The sequence below is a fragment of the Massilia sp. Mn16-1_5 genome, from assembly GCF_004798585.1.
Taxonomy (GTDB): Bacteria; Pseudomonadota; Gammaproteobacteria; order Burkholderiales; family Burkholderiaceae_D; genus Telluria.
Genome location: NZ_PPXQ01000005.1, coordinates 288,681 through 308,238 on the forward strand (window position 1 = coordinate 288,681; position 19,558 = coordinate 308,238).

Annotated in this window: 14 protein-coding genes; 4 read left to right on the top strand and 10 right to left on the bottom strand. The window is 66.5% G+C overall.

What is annotated here, in order from left to right; translation table 11 throughout:
- Positions 1–42: 42 nt before the first annotated feature.
- The 5 genes from C2862_RS08175 to C2862_RS08195 form a co-directional block, all read right to left on the bottom strand.
- Entirely contained in the window at positions 43–1,860 is a 1,818-nt protein-coding gene (locus C2862_RS08175; RefSeq protein ID WP_136219619.1) for a glycoside hydrolase family 2 protein, read from the bottom strand.
- Positions 1,847–2,944: a galactokinase gene (gene galK / locus C2862_RS08180; protein ID WP_136219620.1), complete on the bottom strand. Its 1,098-nt coding sequence runs from the start codon at positions 2,942–2,944 to the stop codon at positions 1,847–1,849. The genes C2862_RS08175 and galK overlap by 14 nt, the downstream gene beginning before the upstream one ends.
- Positions 2,944–4,041 carry a Xaa-Pro peptidase family protein gene (locus tag C2862_RS08185; RefSeq protein WP_136219621.1) on the bottom strand — a complete coding sequence of 366 codons (1,098 nt, stop codon included), beginning with the start codon at positions 4,039–4,041 and terminating at the stop codon, positions 2,944–2,946. The genes galK and C2862_RS08185 overlap by 1 nt, the downstream gene beginning before the upstream one ends.
- Positions 4,038–5,132, bottom strand: a complete 1,095-nt coding sequence (gene galT, locus C2862_RS08190) for a galactose-1-phosphate uridylyltransferase (protein ID WP_136219622.1) — start codon at positions 5,130–5,132, stop codon at positions 4,038–4,040. Before galT ends, C2862_RS08185 begins: the two co-directional genes overlap by 4 nt.
- A 379-nt stretch (positions 5,133–5,511) precedes the next feature.
- A complete protein-coding gene (locus C2862_RS08195; RefSeq protein ID WP_136219623.1) occupies positions 5,512–7,026 on the bottom strand; it encodes a dipeptidase in 1,515 nt (504 codons plus the stop codon).
- A 113-nt stretch (positions 7,027–7,139) separates the two neighbouring features.
- Between C2862_RS08195 and C2862_RS08200 the strand changes: the two genes are divergently transcribed.
- Together C2862_RS08200 and C2862_RS08205 are read left to right on the top strand one after the other, a co-directional pair.
- On the top strand, positions 7,140–8,003 hold the full coding sequence (locus tag C2862_RS08200) for a pirin family protein (RefSeq protein ID WP_136219624.1): 864 nt from the start codon (positions 7,140–7,142) through the stop codon (positions 8,001–8,003).
- A gap of 63 nt (positions 8,004–8,066) precedes the next feature.
- The gene (locus C2862_RS08205; protein WP_136219625.1) at positions 8,067–9,089 is read left to right on the top strand and encodes an asparaginase; all 1,023 of its coding nucleotides are present in this window, start codon (positions 8,067–8,069) and stop codon (positions 9,087–9,089) included.
- A 94-nt stretch (positions 9,090–9,183) separates the two neighbouring features.
- On the opposite strand, the gene C2862_RS08210 is transcribed toward C2862_RS08205, so the two are convergent.
- Positions 9,184–10,053, bottom strand: a complete 870-nt coding sequence (locus C2862_RS08210) for a hypothetical protein (RefSeq protein ID WP_136219626.1) — start codon at positions 10,051–10,053, stop codon at positions 9,184–9,186.
- 275 nt (positions 10,054–10,328) lie between these two features.
- On the opposite strand from C2862_RS08210, the gene C2862_RS08215 reads away from it, so the two are divergent.
- Complete coding sequence (locus C2862_RS08215) at positions 10,329–11,111, top strand: hypothetical protein (protein ID WP_136219627.1); 783 nt, start codon at positions 10,329–10,331, stop codon at positions 11,109–11,111.
- 3 nt (positions 11,112–11,114) lie between these two features.
- On the opposite strand, the gene C2862_RS08220 is transcribed toward C2862_RS08215, so the two are convergent.
- The 4 genes from C2862_RS08220 to C2862_RS08235 all read right to left on the bottom strand — a co-directional run bounded on the left by C2862_RS08220 (position 11,115) and on the right by C2862_RS08235 (position 17,410).
- Complete coding sequence (locus tag C2862_RS08220; RefSeq protein ID WP_229467344.1) at positions 11,115–13,793, bottom strand: GAF domain-containing protein; 2,679 nt, start codon at positions 13,791–13,793, stop codon at positions 11,115–11,117.
- Between the two features lie 181 nt (positions 13,794–13,974).
- Positions 13,975–15,024: an aldose epimerase family protein gene (locus C2862_RS08225; protein ID WP_136219629.1), complete on the bottom strand. Its 1,050-nt coding sequence runs from the start codon at positions 15,022–15,024 to the stop codon at positions 13,975–13,977.
- Between the two features lie 132 nt (positions 15,025–15,156).
- Positions 15,157–16,872, bottom strand: coding sequence for a methyl-accepting chemotaxis protein (locus C2862_RS25975; RefSeq protein WP_136219630.1), 1,716 nt, complete (start codon positions 16,870–16,872; stop codon positions 15,157–15,159).
- Between the two features lie 25 nt (positions 16,873–16,897).
- Positions 16,898–17,410 (bottom strand): chemotaxis protein CheW, encoded by a 513-nt coding sequence (locus C2862_RS08235; protein ID WP_136219631.1) that lies wholly within the window; start codon positions 17,408–17,410, stop codon positions 16,898–16,900.
- Between the two features lie 283 nt (positions 17,411–17,693).
- Here C2862_RS08235 and C2862_RS08240 point away from each other — a divergent pair, with 283 nt between their 5' ends.
- Positions 17,694–19,556: a PAS domain S-box protein gene (locus tag C2862_RS08240; RefSeq protein ID WP_136219632.1), complete on the top strand. Its 1,863-nt coding sequence runs from the start codon at positions 17,694–17,696 to the stop codon at positions 19,554–19,556.
- Positions 19,557–19,558 lie beyond the last annotated feature (2 nt).

A 19,558-nucleotide genomic window follows, 5' to 3' on the forward strand; every position in this document is an offset into this window, starting at 1 on the left:
ACGGCGGTCCGGCGGCTTGGCGTGCATTGCCGGTCCGTACGTTCAGGCCGCGCCGGCGTCCCGCTGGTCCTCGTCCTTGTCTTCGTCCCTGGCCGGCTGAAGCTGGGCGTTGCGCGTGGCCGCCGAGATCACCTCGAACGGCAGCTTCGGCGTACGGTCGGCATTCAGCAAGCCGTTCGCTTCCTGGAAGGTGTCGGCGAACTGGGTGTAGCAGAAGCCGCTGAACATGAAGGTCTCGTTCACCACCTTCAGCAGGCCGCGGTACAGGTTGTGGAAGCCCTCGGCCGTGGTCGAGCGCGAATAGCCCCAGGTGCCCTCTTCCGGCGTGCCCCGGGTGTCGTAGGCAATGCCGCCGAATTCGGTCAGCACGATCGGCTGGCCGCGATGCGGGAAACCGTCCAGGGTCAGGATGCGGCCACCCGGACGCCGCTGGTCGAACAGGGTGCGCACCGGGTCGCTCACTTCGTAGCGTGCCTTGACCTTTTCGGGGTCGCAGTCGTAGTCGTGGATGCCGAGGATGTCGGTGGCCGAGGCTTCCCAGCCGTCGTTGCCGATCACGGGGCGCGTCGCATCGAGCGTCCGGGTCAGGTGGTACAAGGCCTCGACGGCATTGCGATGTGCCTGCGTCAAGGTCAGGTTCGGCACGCCCCAGGATTCGTTGAAGGCGACCCAGACGATGATGCAGGGGTGGCTGTAATCGCGGTCGATCGCCTCGGTCCACTCGCGCACCATGCGCGTGATGGCGCGCGGGCTGAAGCGGTAGGCCGAGGGCATCTCTTCCCAGACCAGCAGGCCGAGCTTGTCCGCCCAGTACAGGTAGCGCGGATCTTCGATCTTCTGGTGCTTGCGCACGCCATTGAAGCCCATCAGCTTGGCCAGTTCGACGTCGCGCTTGAGGTGATCGTCGGACGGGCCGGTAAGGAAGGATTCCGGCCAGTAGCCCTGGTCCAGCACCAGGCGCAGCTGGTAAGGCCTTCCATTCAACATCAAGCGGTCGCGGTTAATCGCGAAGGAGCGCAGCGCGGTGTACGACTTGATGCGGTCGACCACGCGGTCGCCGCAGCGCAGCGTCACCTCGGCGTCGAGCAGGGTCGGACGTTCCGGGCTCCACAGCAGTTCGTTACGCGAATCGTCGATGCCGGGGTCGGACAGGGCGATCTTGCGGTTCGCCTCGCCGGCCAGCAGCTTGTAGTGGTCGTCCGCCAGCAGGTGCTCGCCATGCCAGATCTTGACTTCGACGAACATGTCGTCGCGGATCTCGCCGCCGGCAAACACTTCGCAGCCGATCTCGAAGGTTTCAAAAATCGGGGTCCACTTCAGCTTGTTGATGAAGGTCTTCTCGACCTGCTCGACCCAGACGGTCTGCCAGATACCGGTGGTGCGCGGATACCAGATCGAGTGCGGTTCCAGCAGCCAGTCCTGCTTGCCGCGCGGCTTGGCAAGGTCGGCCGGATCGTCTTCGACGTAGACGGTGACGGTCTGCTTGCCGTCTGCCTTCATGGCGGAGGTGATGTCGGCAGAGAATGGCGTGTGGCCGCCCTCGTGCTCGGCGACCAGATAACCGTTGACCCAGACCCGCGCCGAATAATCGACCGCGCCGAAGTGCAGGATGGTGCGGCCTTCGGTGGGCATCACGGTGAAGTCGCGCTCGTACCAGCAGACACGGTGGAAACCGGTATCGGCGATGCCGGACAGCTTCGTTTCCGGCGCGAAGGGCACCTCGATCTCATGGGTCCACTCCGGTACCTCGCCCGGCAGCTTGAAGCGCATCTCGTCGTCGAAACAGAAGCGCCACTTGCCGTTCAGGCTGATCCAGTTGTCGCGTACCAGTTGGGGACGGGGATATTCAAACTGACTCATTGTTTTCCTTTCCTTCATGCGGAACCGGGATCAGGAGCCGGCCCTGGCGTCCATTTTTGTTGTATTCCTTGAGCGCGGCTTCGGCCGCCCCTTGCGCGAAGCCGGCCTTGCACAGCGCCACGCAGGCGCCGCCGAAGCCGGCGCCGGTCAGGCGCGCGCCGACCACGCCTTCCTGCGCGCGCAGTAGCGCACACAGTTCGTCGAGTTCGGGGATCGAGACTTCGTAATCGTCGCGCAGGCTGAAGTGCGATGCATCCATCAGCTCGCCGAAGCGTTCGAGCGAGACGCCGTTCGCAGCCTCGAGCACGCGCAGGTTTTCCTGCACCACGTGGCGCGCACGGCGCCGCAGCGGTTCGGGCAGGCTTTCCACAGCTTGCGGATCGGCTACGTCGCGCAGGGCCTGTACGCCCAGCTTGCGCGAGGCTTCCTCGCATTCGGCACGCCGTTCGTTGTACTTGCTGCCGGCCAGTTTGCGCGCGATGCCGGAGTCGATGACGATGATCTCCGCATCCGGCGGCAGCGGCGCCAGCCGGTGCTCCAGGGTGCGCGCATCGATGAACAGCATGTTCGACTCGTCGGCCAGGCTGGAGGCCATCTGGTCCATGATCCCGCAGTTCACGCGCGCGAATTCGATCTCGGCGCGCTGGGCGATGCGCGCCAGCTTGACGTCGTCGAGTTCGAAGCCGAGCATCTGGCGCAGCGCGCGCAGGGTCGCCACTTCGAGTGCCGCGCTGGAGGACAGGCCGGAACCGACCGGCACGTCGGTCGAGACCCAGACCCGCAGCGGCGGCACGTTCACACCCTCGGCTTCGACCAGGCGGATGCAGCCTTCGATGTAGCTGCCGAAGCCGGAGGGCGCGCTGCCGTCGGGCGCGAAGGTGACGTTCGCGTCGAGGGTGCTCGAATAAAAGACAAAGTGGCCATCGTTGCTGCGCGAGAGCGCCACGGTGGTGCGCTGGGGCGTCGCCACCGGCAGCATGTAGCCGTCGTTGTAGTCCGTATGTTCGCCCAGCAGGTTGACGCGTCCGGGCGCGGAGGCATTGACCTCGGGTGCGCCGCCAAAAAAGGAATCGCTTGTCACCATCAGTTCGTCTCCAGCCAAAGGGGCCGCTGGCGGCCATGCACGGTCACGGCGGGCCACTGCGGATCCAGGGTGATGTTCTCCAGTCCCTGCGGCCCGAGGAGGAAGGTGTCCTCGATCTTCAGGCCGGCAAAGCTGGGGTTGAATGCGAAGGCCATGCCCTCTTCCAGTTCGGTCGCCGTGCTGGCGGTGGCGACGATCTCGCGCGCCAGGTAGCCGGTGATGCCGCCCTGGTGGTGCTCGTTGATCGCGTCCTGGCGGTCGGCGTGCTTGTAGGCCGCGTCGAACGAGTGGTACACGGCGGACAAGGACTTGCCGGGCGTGACGGTGGCCAGGCCGGTGGCCTCGACTTCCATCAAGGCCTGCTGGTCCTGCGGGGCTGCGCCCAAACTCGCAAAGCTGACGAAGCGCGTCAGGTTCGCATACAGGCCGTGGCGGCGCGCGCAGAACACGAGCATGGCGCGCGCGCCGAGCGGCTCGTGCGAGGGCGTCGGATGGCGGTAGAGCGGCAGGCGCCGTTCGCCCGCCGCCAGCACCAGGGCCGGATGGATGCCGCGCCGCCAGAGCGCGGCCGCGCCGGCGGCCGCCAGGTCATATTCGGTCCATTCCGGGCGCGCGGCGCGCATCACATCCGTCATCGCCTCGGCCGCCTCGCGTCCCAGCAGGCGGTAGCGCGCCTGCTCGGCATCGCTGAGCACCAGGCGCCGTTTTAGCAGGCTGGTGGGCAGCGGCTGCTCGCCGTTGCGTGGACGGTCCGACAGCACCGGGCGCTCGCCGGCCAGGCCCAGCACATAGCGTTCGCGCAGCTCGACCTGGGCCCAGGGCGTGACGTGGAAAGTAAAACCCGCCGGGACTTCTTCCTCGCGCAGGCGCGCCACTTCGATCTCGTCGGTGAGGATGACGGCTTCTTCGCGTGTGACCAGGACTTCGGCCACGCCCGTTTCCATCGCGTGCAGCACGGCGCTCGAGCCGCCTGCGGTGACCCAGGCGAACCAGTCGATGCCGCGCAGGCAGATCGCCGCGGCGCCGCTGCGTTCCAGGCAATCGCGCAGGATGGCCAGCTTGTCCGCCACCTCGGCGGCGCGTGTCACGCCGCTCATGCGCCCTCCTCTAATGTCACATTTACGGCCTGCAGCTCGGCCGCCGTATTCTCGGGCAGCACGTCCATCGCGAACATGCCGGCGCCGATCTCGGTGCCGGCCAGGTATTTCAGGCGGTCGCGCGAGCGGTACGGCGGGTAGAACTGCGCATGCAGCTGGGTTTCCGGATGCGCCGCGCCGTCGGTCGGCGCCTGGTACCAGGCCATCAGGTAAGGGAAAGGCCGGTTCCACATGGTCTCGTACTTCAGCAGCACGGTCTTCAGGCAGCGTGCCAGGCTGGCGCGCTGGACGTCGCTGAGCGAGGCAAAATCCTGGCAGGGGCCGGTCGGCATGACCCAGACCTCGTAGGGATAGCGCGCGCAGGCCGGCACGAAGGCGACCGCGTGCTCGTCCTGGTACAGCACGCGCCGCCCGTCGGCGATTTCGTTCTTCGCCATGTCGCACAGCAGGCTGGTGCCGTGCTCGAGATAGTATTCGCGCTCCTGGGCATGCATGCGCGCCGGTACCTGGGGCACGAAGGGATAGGCATAGATCTGGCCGTGCGGATGGTGCAGCGTGACGCCGACCTCGGCGCCGCGGTTCTCGAAAGGCAGCACGTATTCGATGTGTTCCCTGGCGCCGATGCGGCGCGTACGGTCGCCCCAGACCTGCAGCAGCAGCTCGATGCGCGACAGCGGCAGGTGCACCAGGGCCGTGGTCGGATCCTGGGTGAACACCACCACTTCGCAGTGGCCGTTGGCCGGCGCGGTCGGCACCGTCAGGTGCGGCGGATCGTGCGATTCGAGGGCCAGCGACGGGAAGCGGTTGTCGAACACGGCCACCTCGTAGTCGCCCGGCGGCAGTTCGGTCGGATTCGCCGGGTCGCGCGTGACCGCCAGCGGGTTGTATTCCGGCGGCGGCAGGAAGGTGCGGTTCTGGCGGAAACCGGCATACGTGACCCACTCGCCGCGCAGGGGATGCCAGCGCAGGTGTGGATTGGCATTCATCGGATCAGGGAAGGGGCTGGGCGCCACGATCCCGTCCGGAATCGGCCGGTTGCTGTAGAGGGTCAGGTGTCGTCCGTCGGGCTTTGTCAGTTCTTTACTGTGCATGGCATCGCTTCATGTCGGCAGATCACGGGCAAAATTGCATGCGTGCGCATTCATCATCGACGCTGCGCACGCGGCTAGGGAATGATCCTAACATGGCGTTTACGCCACATTTTCCGTGCAGAACGTATGTTTTTTCCAACAGTTAATGCGTTGGCGGACGAGCTGGAAAGGGCATCAGGCGAGGACCCTGTTCTCTCCTATGAAAACGCTCCGTAAAGCCTTTTGGGCGAAGCATGCGCAGTCGATTTTGTAGGCCTATACCTACAAAACGATTAGAAGTATTTACGGGGTTTGGCAAGACACGCACTGACAAGCTCAACCGGAGCGAAGAGCGGCAGGAAGGGACGCCGGCGCAGCTGCGCCGGCGTCGCGGGAAAGCTTACTTCGCCAGTTCGGCCAGCACCGCCGTGTACATCTGCAGATTCAGCAGCAACTGCTTGAGCGTGATGAACTCGTGCTCGGAGTGGCCCGTGTACACCTGGCCCGGCATGCCGGGACCGAAGCTGACCGCGTTCGGGAACAGGCGCGAGTTGGTGCCGCCGCCGATCGCCACCGGCTTCGGATCCTTCATGCCCGTAAAATACGAGAACACGTTCATCAGCACCGGCAGCTGCGGCGCATCGAGGCGCTGCCAGGGCTCGCCGGTTCGCACGGTGACGTTCGCCAGCGCCAGGTTGCGGCTCTGCCAGCCATCGATGGCCGCCTTGGCTTCGCTGGTGATTTGTTCGATGCTCTTGCCGCGCGGACGGCGCAGGTTGATCGAGACCTCGATCCCCTCCTCCTTCTGGCGGATCACGGTCGGGGCCACGGTCATCGGCCCCATGAAGCTGTCGCGGTAGGCGATGGCGCCGAACTTCTCGCCATACAGGCCGGTACCCACCAGTTCGTTCAGGTAGTTCACCGCCGCGCCGGCCGTCGTGTTCGGCCAGGGGCGCACGGCCAGCGCATCGGCCAGCATCGCTACCGCGTTGACGCCATCCTCGGGCTTCGAGGAGTGGGCCGACACGCCATGCGCGCGCACCTCGAGGTCGCTGCCCTTGCGCGTGAACTCGTAGCGCATGCCTTCCTGCTGCGCGCCGCGTGCGCGCACCTGCGCCTCGATCTCGGGCGTCGCGTTGGCGATGGTGGCGCTGGCGTCTTCCGGAATCTGGCTGCCGAAGAAGCCGCCGCCGAAGGCTGCGATGTGCGGCTCGCCCGCGGGCGCAACGACAGCGCCGGCTTTCGGGAACGTAACGGCGATCGTGCCCGAGGCCTTTTCGGCCACCACCGCCGGATACTCGGCGTCGAGCGTGATGTTCATCTGCGGCGGCTCGTGGGTTTTGAGGAAGTCGACCAGCGGCTGCCAGTTCGATTCCTCGCCCATGTACACGTACAGTTCGATGCGTTTCGATAGCGGCAGCTGCTGGTCCTTCAGCGCCTTCATCGCGTACAGCGCGGTTGCGATCGGCCCCTTGTCGTCCTCGGCGCCGCGCGCCAGCAGCTTGCCCGGTTCGCTGGTCTGGTCCAGCACGAAGGGCGACTTCTTCCACTTGCTCGGGTCGACCGGCTGGACGTCGCCGTGGGTGACGATGCCGACCCGCTCTTCTCCTTTACCCATGCCGATGACGACCACCCAGCCATGGTCGGCGAAGTCGAAACCGAGACGGGATGTCTCAGTTTTGAGGTAGTTCTTGAAGGCGATGTGCTGCGGGTCCTGGTCGGACGGGATTTTGGGATCCGCCACGGTGTTGAAGCTGACCAGGCCGGCCAGCGTCTTGACGACCTCAAGACGGTAGGTCGTGACGGCATACTTGGCGGCCTTCACGGCGGCCGGGCTCAGTGCTGCCGTCTTCGGGGCCGCGTGAGCATGTACGGCGCAAGCCAGCAGCAGGCTGGCGAGGATCGTTCTTTTCATGGTTGTTGGTGTCTCCATTGCATTGGCGCAACGAGTCTAGCACAGCGTCCGTCGGCAGGCCGGCGCGCATTCCGGTATCGTTGCAGCCAACAACGACACCAACGAGGCAAGACATGAGCGACAAACTGGTACGCCGCATCCACCCGGCCATGCGCGACGATATCGGCGACCTGATCACCCAGCGGCCGGTGCCATCAAGCCACCTGGAGCAGGTCGATCCCTTCCTGTTCCTGAACCACCACGGCCCGCAAACCTATGCGCCGCACAACCGCGGCCTGCCCTTCGGCCCGCATCCGCACCGCGGCTTCGAGACCGTCACCTTCATCCTCGAGGGTATGCTGATGCACAAGGACAGCGCCGGTTACGAAAGCATCATCCGCGCCGGCGGCGTGCAGTGGATGACGGCCGGCAGCGGCCTGATTCACGCCGAGATCTCGCCGCCCGAATTCCTGCAAGGCGGCGGGCCGCTCGAGATCCTGCAGCTGTGGGTCAACCTGCCGCCGCACCTCAAGATGACGAAGCCGGCCTATACCGGCCTGCAAAAGGACGACATCCCCGAACTGAGCCTGGACGGCGGCCGCGTGACCATGCACCTGAGCGCGGGCGAGTGGGAAGGCCGGCGTGGACCGGTCGAATCGCTGACCGGCGTCTTCATGAGCACAGTCGCCTTCCAGCCCGGCGGTCGCCTGCGCGTGCGCGGCCTGGCCGAGCGCAACGTCTTCCTGTACATCGTACGCGGCGCGCTCGAGGTCGGATCGGCGCAGGACCGCGTCAGCGCCTTCCACCTGGTCGAACTGGGCAGCGAGGGTACCGAATTCGAGATGACGGCGCTGGAAGACAGCGTGGTCCTGCTCGGCCACGCCGAGCCGATCGGCGCGCCGGTGGTGTCCTACGGTCCCTTCGTGATGAACTCGCGCGAAGAGATCGAGCAGGCGGTGCGCGACTACCAGGCCGGCAAGTTCGGACCGCCTATGTGAGTGCGCTGCGTTTTTTCGGCCTCGATTAGAGTGAAGGCATCCCCAACTTCACGAGACCCGAGCATGCACGCCGTTCCCCTTGCCGCCACCACGCGCGGCTATGCCGAAACCGGCTACACCGTCGAAAACGTCCACGCCGGTTCGATCGCCGTCGTGGACACCACGGGCCGCCTGCTGGCCTGGGCCGGCGATCCGCAGTATCCCACCTTCACCCGTTCGGCCCTGAAACCCTTCCAGGCCCTGCCTTTCCTGTTGTCCGAAGGCCCGGCCAAATTCGGCCTGCTTGAAGAAGAGCTGGCGCTGCTGTGCGCCAGCCATTCGGGCGAAGAAAAGCACCTGCACGGTGTGCGCTCCATCCTCGGCAAGATCGGCCTGGACGCCGGCCACCTGGAATGCGGCTGCGGCGTGCCGCTCTACTACGAGTACAACAACATGCCGGTGCCGCAGGACCAGACCTGGACGCCACTGCACCACAACTGTTCCGGCAAGCACAGCGGCTTCCTGGCCTGGTGCCGCCAGCACGACGTCTCGACCACCGGCTACGTCGCGCCCGACCACCCGCTGCAGCAGGCCGTGCGCGCCGCGCTGGCCGATGCGGTGAAGCTGCCGGAAGCGAAGCTGCCGCGCGGGATCGACGGCTGCTCGGCGCCCAACTACGCCCTGCCCCTTGCCAGCCTGGCGCACCTGTACGCGCGCCTGGCGCAGGGCCCGCGTGATGCGCAGCTGGGCAACGCGCTTGGCCCCCTGTTCGACGCCATGACGCACCGTCCCGACATGGTCTCGGGCACCGAGCGCAGCGACCTGGTGTTGATGACGGCAGGCGGCGGCGACTGGGTCGCGAAGATCGGCGCCGACGCCGTGCAGGCGGTCGGCATCCGCTCGAAAGGCATCGGCATCGCGATCAAGATCGCCGACGGCAATAACCGCGGCCTGCACACGATCACCTATAACGTGCTCGACCAGCTCGGCCTGCTGGACGACGAGAAGCGTACGGTGCTGGAGCGCTTCCGCCAGCCTTTGATCCGCAACGCGCGCGGCGCCGTGGCCGGCGACATCCGTCCGCTGTTCACGCTGCAGCACGCGTAATCTATATGTAGGGTGGAGTCCCGACTCCACGCGTTGCGGCGTCAACGAGTCCGCGGCTGATCACCTGCCGCACGCGTGGAGTCAAGACTTCACCCTACGAAACCAATCGCCTCAGCATCGCCGCGAGAGGCTCCAGCACCTCCTTGTCCTGCCAGTAGCCATTGTGCGACAGCGGATTCCAGCTCTTGAGCATCCAGCCCACCGCGCCCTGCCCGGCATTGATGACGCGGTCCTCGACCAGTACGCGGTAGCCCTCCGACAGCGGCTGCAGCGGCCAGCCAAGGACGTCGTCGGGGTCGTACAGGTTCAGCCAGCGAAACATCGGCGTCGGCGGCGCGATCGGCTTGATGTGCATCTCCTTGTGCGCGGCGACAAAAATCGGGATATTGCAGCCGGTCGTCACCAGGGCGGAGCAGGTGCCGCCCGCCAGATACAAGCGTTCACGCTCGCTGAGCAGGCGGCCCAGGGCCGGGCGCGACCAGGCATCGATGTCGCGCCAGATGCCGGCCTCGACCCGCCCGCCGCCGAGCGCTTTCTGCGCGTCGTAGATATAGCTCGACAGGACCTGGCAGCCGAGCGAATGGGCAAGGAAGACGACCGGCATACCGGCGTCGATGGGGTTCGCAGCCGACGCGGCCAGCAGCGCCCGCGCGATCTGGGCCTGCGCCAGCTCGTAGACCGAGCCCGGGTCTTCCTTGCGGTTCTCCAGGCCGGCGGCATCGGCAAAGCCGAACAGCATGAACTTGCGCAGCTGGTCGTAGTGCACCTTGCTTCCCGCGTCCACGCGCTCCCACACGGTCTGCTCGTTCTTTTGCAGGATGTCCTGGTAATACACCGAATAGAAGGCTGCGCGCTCGCGCAGGGCCGGACCGAGGCGGGTACGCATCTCGCCGAACACGCCGGCCGCGTAGTCGCGCGGCGTTTCGCCCATTCCGTGAACCGTGATCAGTGCGACCTGGGGCATGGCGGCCTCCTTTGATAGAGAGGGATAGGAATCGGCCTCAGCAATAAGGTGGATTCCTAACTCCAGCTTACCACCAAGCCCAGCGCGACGGCCGCCCGCACGCTAGCGCAACGGGACGCTTTACTCAATTAGTTGCAGGAACTATAATTTTCTTAAGTATAACTGTATTTGCCCAATTGTATGTACACCCGACCGCGCCTCCGGACCGGCATCACGCCGCCTCATGCAGACTGCATGACGGCGCCGGCACGCCCGGGCGCTGCGCGAGGCCGGCCATGAGTCCGATCCTGTTTCCGCAGTATGCGGATGCGATCCGCGACCTCGACCTGGCGGCGATCGATACCCCGGCCGCCCTGCCGGAACGCTTCCTGCTGGCGCGCGAAGGCAAGTACAGCGTGCACTACATCCCCTTCGAATACGTGAACCCGGCCGCGCGCATCGTGGTCGTCGGTATCGCGCCCGGCTTTGCGCAGTGGAGGAATGCGATGCGCGAAGCCCAGCGCTGCATCCGCGCCGGGGCCGGCCAGGACGAGGTGCTGCGCGCGGCGCGCCTGGCGGGCGCCTTCAGCGGCGCGATCCGCCCCAACTTCGTCGCCCTGCTCGACGCCATCGGCGTACAGCGCTGGCTCGGCATCGCCAGCTGCGCCTCGCTGTTCGACCTTGATGCGCACCTGGTGCAGATCAGCGCCATCCTGCGCCATCCGGTGTTCGCCGACGGCCGCAACTACAGCGGCACGCCGGGCATGGCCAGGCTGCCATTCCTGCGCGAGCAGGTGCTGCGCTACTTCGCGCAGGAGGCGGCCAGCTTGCCCGATGCGCTCTACATCCCGATGGGCGGCAGCGTCGCCGAAGGCCTGGACTGGCTCGCGCGCGAAGGCGTGATCCGGCGCGACCGCATCCTGCATGGCCTGCCGCATCCGTCCGGCGCGAATGCCGAACGGGTCGCCTATTTCCTCGGCCGCAAGGAGCGCGCCACGCTCTCATCGCGTACCAACGCGCGCCAGATCGATGCTTCGCGTGCCACCTTGCTGGCCCAGATGGCCGCACTCACGGATTAAGGCTTAGCGCGGCGCGCTTGCCGCGTCCTGCAGGATGCGCACCAGCGCCCCCATGTCGACCGGCTTCACCAGGTGATGCGCGAAACCGGCTTCGCGCGCCCGCATGCGGTCCTGCTCGCCCCCGTAGCCGGTGGCCGCGATCAGCACCGCATCGCGCATCCCCGGCTGGGCACGCAGCAAGGCGCCGAGCTGGTAACCGTCCATGTCCGGCAGGCCGATGTCGACCACCATCGCGTCGGGCGGCTCGCGCGCCGCACGTTCGAGCGCGCCCCTGGCCGTGTATTCGACCGTGACCGCATGGCCTTGCACCCGCAGCAGCGTGGCCAGGCTGTCGGCCGCATCCTCGTTGTCGTCGACGACGATCACGCGCAGGGGCCGGAAGGCCGCCGCATCGGCGGGACGCGCGGCGCCCCCTGCCACCGGAGCGTCGCCCTCGCACTGCGGACAGGGCAGCTCGATCGTGAACACGCTGCCCAGTCCCACGCCCTCGCTCGCGGCGCGGGCTTCGCCGCCGTGCATCTCGACCAGCTTCTTGACCAGCGCCAGGCCCAGCCCCAGGCCGCCCTGCGAGCGCGCCAGCGTGCGTGCGCCCTGGCTGAACGGTTCGAACACGGTCGGCAGCAGGTCGGCCGGCATGCCCAAGCCGTTATCGCGAATCTCGACCAGGGCGCGGCCCGGCCCCATCGTCAGCGCAATGCGGATGGTGCCGGCCGGCGGCGTGTACTTCGCCGCATTGTTCAGGATGTTGACGACCACCTGGATCAGGCGCGTCGCGTCGCCGCGTACCCGCACCGGGCCATCGGGCAGGACCAGGTCGACCCGGTGCGACTTTTCGTCGATCAGCGGCCACGCCTGGTCCAGCGCGCTGCGCACGACCTCGCACAGGTCGACCTCGTCCACCTGCAAGGTCACCAGGCCGCGCGTCACGCGCGAGACGTCGAGCAGGTCGTCGACCAGGCGGCTCATGTGCTTGACCTGGCGGCTGATGATGGCGCTGGCCTGGCGGATACGCGGCTCGTCGCGGAACTGGATGTTGAGCAGGGCCGCCGAGCTGCTGATCGGCGCCAGCGGGTTGCGCAGTTCGTGCGCCAGCATCGCCAGGAACTCGTCCTTCATGCGGCTCAGGCGCTCGGCCTCCACCCGCGCCACGCGCTCGCTCTGCAGCAGCGCCTCGCGCTCGAGCGCCGACTTGCGCGCCGCTTCGTACAGGCGCGCATTGTCGAGCGCCACCGCCGCCTGCGCGGCCACGCCGGCGACGATGCGTTCGGTGCGTTCGCTGAACACGCCGGGCTCGGGATGGCCGAAGAACAGGCCGCCCAGCACCGTACCCGAGCGCGCCACCACCGGCACCGCCAGGTAGCTGCGCACCGGCAGGTGCCCCTTCGGCATGCCGAAGTGCGGCGCGCTCAAGCCATAGCGCGGATCGCGCGTGATGTCGTCGCTGCGCACGATGCCTTCGTTGCGGAAGGTCGGACCGAACACCGCCGTCTGGCGTGGATGGCCGAAGCGCTCGAAGGCCTCGCGCGGCGCGCCGGACAGGGAGTACAGCAGCAGGCTGTTGCCCTGCTCGTCTTCGGTAGCATAGAAAAAGGCGCCGAAACGGGCGCCGCTCAATTCGGTACCGGCGTCGGTGATCGCCTGCAGCAGCATCTCGGTGTCGAGGGTCGAGGCCAGCGCCTGGCCGGTCCGGTTCAGCAGTTCGAGGATGCGCGTCTCGTCGCGCAGCGTCTCCTCGACGCGGGCGCGGCGCACCGCTTCGCGCGTCTGGCGCGCCACGTCCTCGGCCAGCGCCACCTCGGCCGCAGTCCAGCGCCGCGGCGCGCCCGCGTGCAGGTAGAACACGGCCGCCAGTCGTCCGCCCTCGATGATCGGCACCGCCATCAGGGCGCGCACGCCGATGTCCGCATAGGCGGCCGCATACGGCGCGCTCAAGGGCTCAAGCTGCACATCGTCGAAGCGCAGCGCGCGCCCGGCGCACAGGGCGTGCCCCGGCTCGGCACCGAAGCGCTCGAGCATGAGGGTCTTGCCGGACAGGCTATTGATGCTGCCGTCGGTCCAGTCGCGCTCGACGCTGAGCGTTTGTCCGGTCGCGTCGATCTCGCCGTAGCCGACCCGCCCCACGCCGAGGTGACGGCCCACGAGCGCGCTGGCCGCTTCCATGATCTCCACCGGATCGAGCAGTTCGCGCAGGGTGGCGCCGAGCTCGCGCTGGAAGCCGTGCTGCTGCGCGGCGAGCACGCGTTCGGTGGTATCGGTCAGCACGCACAGTACACCCGCCATCTCCTCGCCTTCGCGCAGCGGCGAGCACGAGAGCGTGAGGAAGCGGCGCGCGCCCTGGCCGGGCCGCGCCAGGTCCAGCGGCAGGTCCTGCAGCAGCGCCGTCTCTCCCGCCAGCGCGGCTTCGAGCACCGGCATCAGGCCGGCCCAGGAATCGGTGAATGCCTGCTCCAAAGGCTGGCCGAAGGCGGCCGGATGGCGCTCGCCCAGCAGGTCGATGAAGGCGTCGTTGTAGACCAGGCGCCGCTCGGCGCCCCAGGCCGCGAACATCGGGAAGCGCGAACCGAGCATCAGGGCGGCGACGGCGCGCAAGCCCTCCGGCCACGGCATGCCGCCGGCCAGCGGCACGGCGCGCAGCAGTGCACGCACGCCGTCGCTGTCGGTGTCGAACGGAAGTGCGCGCATCGCTCGGTTCATGCGGGATGAATGCCCAGTCGGCCAGATTGTAATCAGCCGATTATAGCGGCCGAACGCGCACCAAAAAAGCGCGCGGACGCCTACGGTAACCGGCTCATGCGGGGCGGGTGAAGCCTATGCGCGGTGCGTGAAAACGTAGGCGATTCGACAACACACCACGGCCCTGCCCTCAGGCGTCGCTCGAAAAACGGAAGCGCGATTCGGTGGCGTACGTCTCGCCGGGACGCAGGATCGTATTCGGGAAGGACGGCTGGTTCGGCGAATCGGGAAAATGCTGCGGCTCCAGGCAAAAACCGCTGCGGTAAGAGTAGCTGCGGCCCTTGCCCCCAAGCGAGCCGTCGAGGAAATTCCCGCTGTAGAACTGCACGCCCGGCTCCTGGGTGAACAGTTCCAGCACGCGGCCCGAACGCGGCTCGCGCACCCGCGCCGCCAGGCGCAGTGCACCCGGCGCTGCCCCGTTCAGGACGAAGCAGTGATCGTAGCCGCCGCCATGTTGCAGCTGCTCGTTCGGCGCATCGATACGCGCACCGATCGGCGCCGGGCTGCGGAAATCGAAAGGCGTGCCGGCGACCGGCATCAGCGCCCCAGTCGGGATCAGGCTGGCATCGATCGGGACGATATTGTCCGCATCGATCATCATCTCGTGACCGAGGATGTCGCCGCCTGCCGCGAGATTGAAATAACTGTGCTGGGTCAGGTTGACGGGCGTGGCGCGGTCGGTCACGGCCGAGAAGCGCACCACGATGGCGTTGTCCTCGCCGAGGCTGTAGCGCACGGTCGCATCCAGGTTACCCGGATAGCCCTGCTCCCCATCGACGCTGCGGTAGTCCAGCACCAGCTCATTGCCCTCGATGCGCGAGCGCCACAGCACGCGGTCGAAGCCGGGCACGCCGCCGTGCAGGTGGTTCTTGCCGTTGTTGACCGGCAGCGTGTAGGCCTGGCCGTCGAGGCTGAAGCGGCCGCCGGCGATGCGGTTGCCGTAGCGGCCGATCAGGGCGCCGAAATACGGGCTGTCGCCGAGGTAGGGATCGAGCGTGTCGAAACCGAGCGCGACGTCGGCGAACACGCCGTCGCGGTCGGGCACGTGGATCTCGGTGATGATGCCGCCCAGGTCCAGGATCCTGACGCGCATGCCGGCCGCGTTGGCGAGCGTGAAGACCTGGACTTGCCGGCCGTCGGGCAGCCGGGCGAAGGGAGCTTGCTGGATGGGCGCTTGCACTGTGTCGGGTCCTTGTCGTGGGCTGTCGTGATGCGATGCTAGCACGGGCCATGCTGCACACCGCGCAGGCTTGCGCGCATGAAAAAAGGCCCGCTTGCGCGGGCCTGTCGAACACGGGTCAAGCGTGGCGGATCAGAATTCTTCCCAGTCCGCTTCGCCCGCCGCGACCTTGGCCGCCGGCTTGGCGGCGGCCGCCTTGCGCACAGGCGCAGCTGGACGCTGGGCCGGACGTGCCAGTGCCGGGCGCGCGACGGCGGCAGCCGGTGCTGCAGCCGGTGCCACAGCCAATGCGGGCGCTGCGCCACCTTCGACCGTGAACACGCTGACCGCGCGCGTCAGGTGCGTAGCCTGCTCCTGCATCGACGCCGATGCCGCCGCCGCTTCCTCGACCAGGGCGGCGTTCTGCTGGGTGACCTGGTCCATCTGGGTAATGGCTTCGTTGATCTGCTCGATGCCGGCCGTCTGCTCCTGGCTGGCCGAGGTGATCTCGCTCATGATGTCGGTGACGCGGCGCACGCTCTCGACAATTTCCTGCATTGTCGCGCCGGCCTCGCCGACCAGCTTGCCGCCTGCCTGCACGGCCTCGGTCGAGTCGTCGATCAGTCCCTTGATCTCCTTGGCCGCCGCTGCCGAACGCTGGGCCAGGTTGCGCACCTCGGTCGCCACGACCGCGAAGCCACGGCCCTGTTCGCCGGCGCGGGCCGCTTCCACGGCCGCGTTCAGGGCCAGGATGTTGGTCTGGAAGGCGATGCCGTCAATGACGCCGATGATGTCGGCGATCTTGCCGGACGAGCTGCTGATCTTGTCCATGGTGCCGACCACTTCGCCGATCACGCGTCCGCCACGCTCGGCCACGGTCGACGCCGCCTCGGCCAGGCTATTGGCCTGGCGTGCATTGTCGGCGTTCTGCTTGACGGTCGAGGTCAGTTCTTCCATCGACGAGGCGGTCTCCTCGAGCGAGCCCGCCTGCTGTTCGGTACGGGCCGACAGGTCGAGGTTGCCCGCCGCGACTTCGTTCGATGCCGTGGTGATGGCTTCGGTGCCGCTGCGAACCGTCAGCACGGTGCGCACCAGGTTTTCATTCATCGTCTTCAGGGCTTGCAGCAGCTGGCCGGTTTCGTCGGTCGTATCGACCTCGATGCGGCTGGTGAGGTCGCCAGCGGCCACGGTATTGGCCAAGTCCAGTGCGCGCGCCATCGGACGCGTGATCGAACGCGTGTTCCACCAGGCCACCAGGGCGGCCAGCGCCAGCGAAACGGCGGCCAGTATGATCATCATGGTGCGCGTGGACTCGTAGGTCGACTGGGCGTCCACCGCCGTCTTGCGCGCAAACTTGTCCTGCAGCGCCAGCTGGTCATTGACGGCATGCTTCAGGTCGGACAGGATCGGGCGCATCACCTCCTTCAGGTAGCGCCGCGCTTCCGTTTCATCGCCGCTGCCGATGATCTTGACCAGTTCTTCCTGGCCCTTGATGTAGCGATCGTGGGCGGCCAGCATGCGATCGTGCAGTGCCAGCGCCTCCGGGTAGCGCAGGCCTTTGCGCAGCTTGTCGAGGTTTTCCTGTGCCAGGCGGCGCGACGAGGCGATTTCATCGAGCTGCTTCTGGCGGTCGGCGGGGTCCGCGTTCAGCATCATGTTGCGTAGAGCAATGGCCACGTCGTTGACTTCGGAGAGGATGGTATTCACGGCGACAATGTTCGGCAGGCGGCTATTGGCGAGTTCGGCCGTGCCGTCGTTGACTTTGCCGAGCATGTTGATGCTGAAGGTCTGGATGGCGACCAGGATGACGCACAGGGCGCCGAAGCCGAGCGCGAGGCGCTTGGCGATTTTCAGGTTTGCGAGTTTCATGAAATGGCTTGAGAAATGGATGAAATCAGGCTGCCAGGAGCTGCGTGTCGGAGGTGCCCGAGACCAGGCCCATCTCGGGCGCCATCATCAGGCGTTCGATATCGAGCAGGATCAGCATGCGGTCGCCGACCGTGCCGAGACCATGCAGGCATTCGGCGTCGATGCTGCCGCCCAGTGCGGGAGCAGGACGCACCTGCTCGGGCGCCAGGGTCACGACGTCGGAGACGCCGTCCACCACCATGCCGATCACGTGTTGTCCGATGTTCAGGATGATGACGACGGTCAGGCTGTCGTAGCGCACCTGGCCCAGGTTGAAGCGCAGGCGCATGTCGACGATCGGCACGATCTGGCCGCGCAGGTTGAGGACGCCCAGCAGCCATTCCGGCGCGTTGGCAATGCGGGTGGGGACTTCATAGCCGCGGATCTCCTGTACCGTCAGGATGCCGATGCCATACTCTTCCGCCCCGAGGCGGAACGACAATACTTCGATATCGGTCTGTTTACTGCTTGCTTCGACCACGTTAACTCCATAAATCATTGAGGCCGTACACAGGCCAATGTTGAATCAAAAAAAGGCAAATTGCCACAAGGAAAGTATATTACGGCCCAGAATCAGCAAAATCGATAGATGTTTGTTAACTCTGGTCAAAAATATGTGAAATTTTGCACCGTTTTGGCGCAAACGCGACAGAGTTGTCTTTCCGTCGTTCCGCTCCAAAAAAGCGCACACAGCTTCCCATGGCGCCGATCTGCTACAGTCTCGGGAACCTTCGTTACATGCACGATGCGTAGCTTGCCGGGCGCATCCGCACCAGGAACCCATGCCAGCAGCCAGCCCACCACCCGACGAACTCGAACGCCAGCAACTGCTCAGGTCACTCGACCTGCTCGATACCGAGGAAGAGGAAGTCTTCGACCGCGTGACCCGGCTGGTGAGCCGCCTGTTGAAGGTGCCGATTGCCCTGTTCTCTCTGGTCGACGAGAACCGCCAGTGGTTCAAGTCGCGCGTCGGCCTGGATGTGATGGAAACACCGCGCGAACAGGCCTTCTGCGCCCACGCGATCCTGCAGGACCAGCCGCTGGTGGTGGCCGACGCCAGCAGCGACGAACGCTTCGCCGACAATCCGCTCGTCACCGGCATCCCGAACATCCGTTTCTATGCCGGCGTGCCGATCCGCTCGAGCGGCGGCCTGCCGATCGGCACCCTGTGCGCGATCGACGACAAGGCGCGCGTGCTGAGCGCCGACGAGCTGTGCGTCATGATCGACCTGGCCGACATCGTGCAGAAGGAAGTGCAATACCGCGAGCGGCTGGCGGTGGCCGGACGTCATGTGCTGCGTTCGCAGTCGGTCCTGAACGCCAGCGAAGCGCGCTTCCGTTCGATTTTCGACCTGGCCAGCATCGGGATCGCGCTGGTTTCGCCGGTGGGCGGCTGGGTCAGCGTGAACCGCGAACTGTCCAGGATGCTCGGCTATGCGCCCGAGGAACTGCAGCGCCTGACCTTCCAGCGGATCACCCATCCCGAGGACCTCGACCTCGACCTCGACCTGCTGGCGCAGCTGCGCAGCGGCGAGCTGGAGCGGTACACCCTGGAGAAGCGCTACATCCGCAAGGACGGCGCACTGGTCTGGGCGAATCTGGATGTCAGCGCCAAGCGCAACGAGGCCGGCGAGATCGAATACTTCATCGCCGTGATCAAGGACATCAACGCCCAGAAAGAGGCGGAAGCGGCCCTCAGCACGCTGCATGCCGACCTGGAAGCGCGCGTGGCCGCGCGCACCGAGGAACTGCACGAGCGCGAGCTGGAACTGCGCAGCGTGATCGAGAATGCGAACGACGCCTACATCGGCCTGGACCAGGCCGGCGTGGTCACAGTCTGGAACCGGGCGGCCGAGCAGACCTTCGGCTATACGGCGCTGGAAGCGATCGGCGTTTCGCTCGACCGCCTGATCATTCCCGACACGCTGACCGGCGCCCACCGCGAGGGCATGCTGCGCTACGTCACGACCGGGATGTCGACGGTGCTGGGCAAGCGCCTCGAACTGCCGGCGGTGCGCAAGGACGGCTCGTCGCTGATCGTCGAACTGCGCATGAGCGTCCTCGAACTGCACGGGCAGAAGATGTTCAGCGCCTTCCTGCACGACATCTCGGAACGCAAGGAAGCCGAGGCGCGGCGCGAGTACGAAAGCCGGCACGACATGCTGACCAATTTGCTGAACCGGCGCGCCATGCTCGAGATGCTACCCATCGCGCAGGCCCGCGCCGCCCGCAACGGCAAGAGCATGGCCCTGCTGTTCATCGACCTGGACGGCTTCAAGGCCGTCAACGACGACTTCGGCCACGATGCCGGCGACACGGTGCTGCGCGCGGTCGCAAGCCGCCTGCAGGACGTGGTCCGTAAAACCGACAGTGTGTTCCGCCTGGCCGGCGACGAGTTCACGGTGCTGCTCGAATCGATGAGCGACACCTTCGGCGATGCGCGCCAGGTGGCGGACAAGATCACCGCCGAGGTGGCCCGCCCGGTAGCGCTCGACGGCGCCAGCGCCGGCGTCGGCGCCAGTATCGGCCTGGCCGTCTTTACACCGGACGGCAAGGCCAGCGCCGAAGACCTGATCAAGGAAGCGGACCGCCAGATGTACGAAGCCAAGCGCGCCGGCAAGGGCCAGGTCTACCCGCTTCCCTGACT

Bases quoted from the DNA above. Each gene is read 5' to 3' on its own strand.
- C2862_RS08220 (WP_229467344.1), bottom strand. From the start codon at position 13,793: ATGCGCGCACTTCCGTTCGACACCGACAGCGACGGCGTGCGTGCACTG.
- C2862_RS25975 (WP_136219630.1), bottom strand. From the start codon at position 16,872: ATGAAACTCGCAAACCTGAAAATCGCCAAGCGCCTCGCGCTCGGCTTC.
- C2862_RS08175 (WP_136219619.1), bottom strand. From the start codon at position 1,860: ATGAGTCAGTTTGAATATCCCCGTCCCCAACTGGTACGCGACAACTGG.
- C2862_RS08195 (WP_136219623.1), bottom strand. From the start codon at position 7,026: ATGAAAAGAACGATCCTCGCCAGCCTGCTGCTGGCTTGCGCCGTACAT.
- C2862_RS08185 (WP_136219621.1), bottom strand. From the start codon at position 4,041: ATGAGCGGCGTGACACGCGCCGCCGAGGTGGCGGACAAGCTGGCCATC.
- C2862_RS08215 (WP_136219627.1), top strand. From the start codon at position 10,329: ATGAGTCCGATCCTGTTTCCGCAGTATGCGGATGCGATCCGCGACCTC.
- C2862_RS08210 (WP_136219626.1), bottom strand. From the start codon at position 10,053: ATGCCCCAGGTCGCACTGATCACGGTTCACGGAATGGGCGAAACGCCG.
- C2862_RS08235 (WP_136219631.1), bottom strand. From the start codon at position 17,410: ATGATTTATGGAGTTAACGTGGTCGAAGCAAGCAGTAAACAGACCGAT.
- C2862_RS08200 (WP_136219624.1), top strand. From the start codon at position 7,140: ATGAGCGACAAACTGGTACGCCGCATCCACCCGGCCATGCGCGACGAT.
- galT (WP_136219622.1), bottom strand. From the start codon at position 5,132: ATGCACAGTAAAGAACTGACAAAGCCCGACGGACGACACCTGACCCTC.
- galK (WP_136219620.1), bottom strand. From the start codon at position 2,944: ATGGTGACAAGCGATTCCTTTTTTGGCGGCGCACCCGAGGTCAATGCC.
- C2862_RS08240 (WP_136219632.1), top strand. From the start codon at position 17,694: ATGCCAGCAGCCAGCCCACCACCCGACGAACTCGAACGCCAGCAACTG.
- C2862_RS08205 (WP_136219625.1), top strand. From the start codon at position 8,067: ATGCACGCCGTTCCCCTTGCCGCCACCACGCGCGGCTATGCCGAAACC.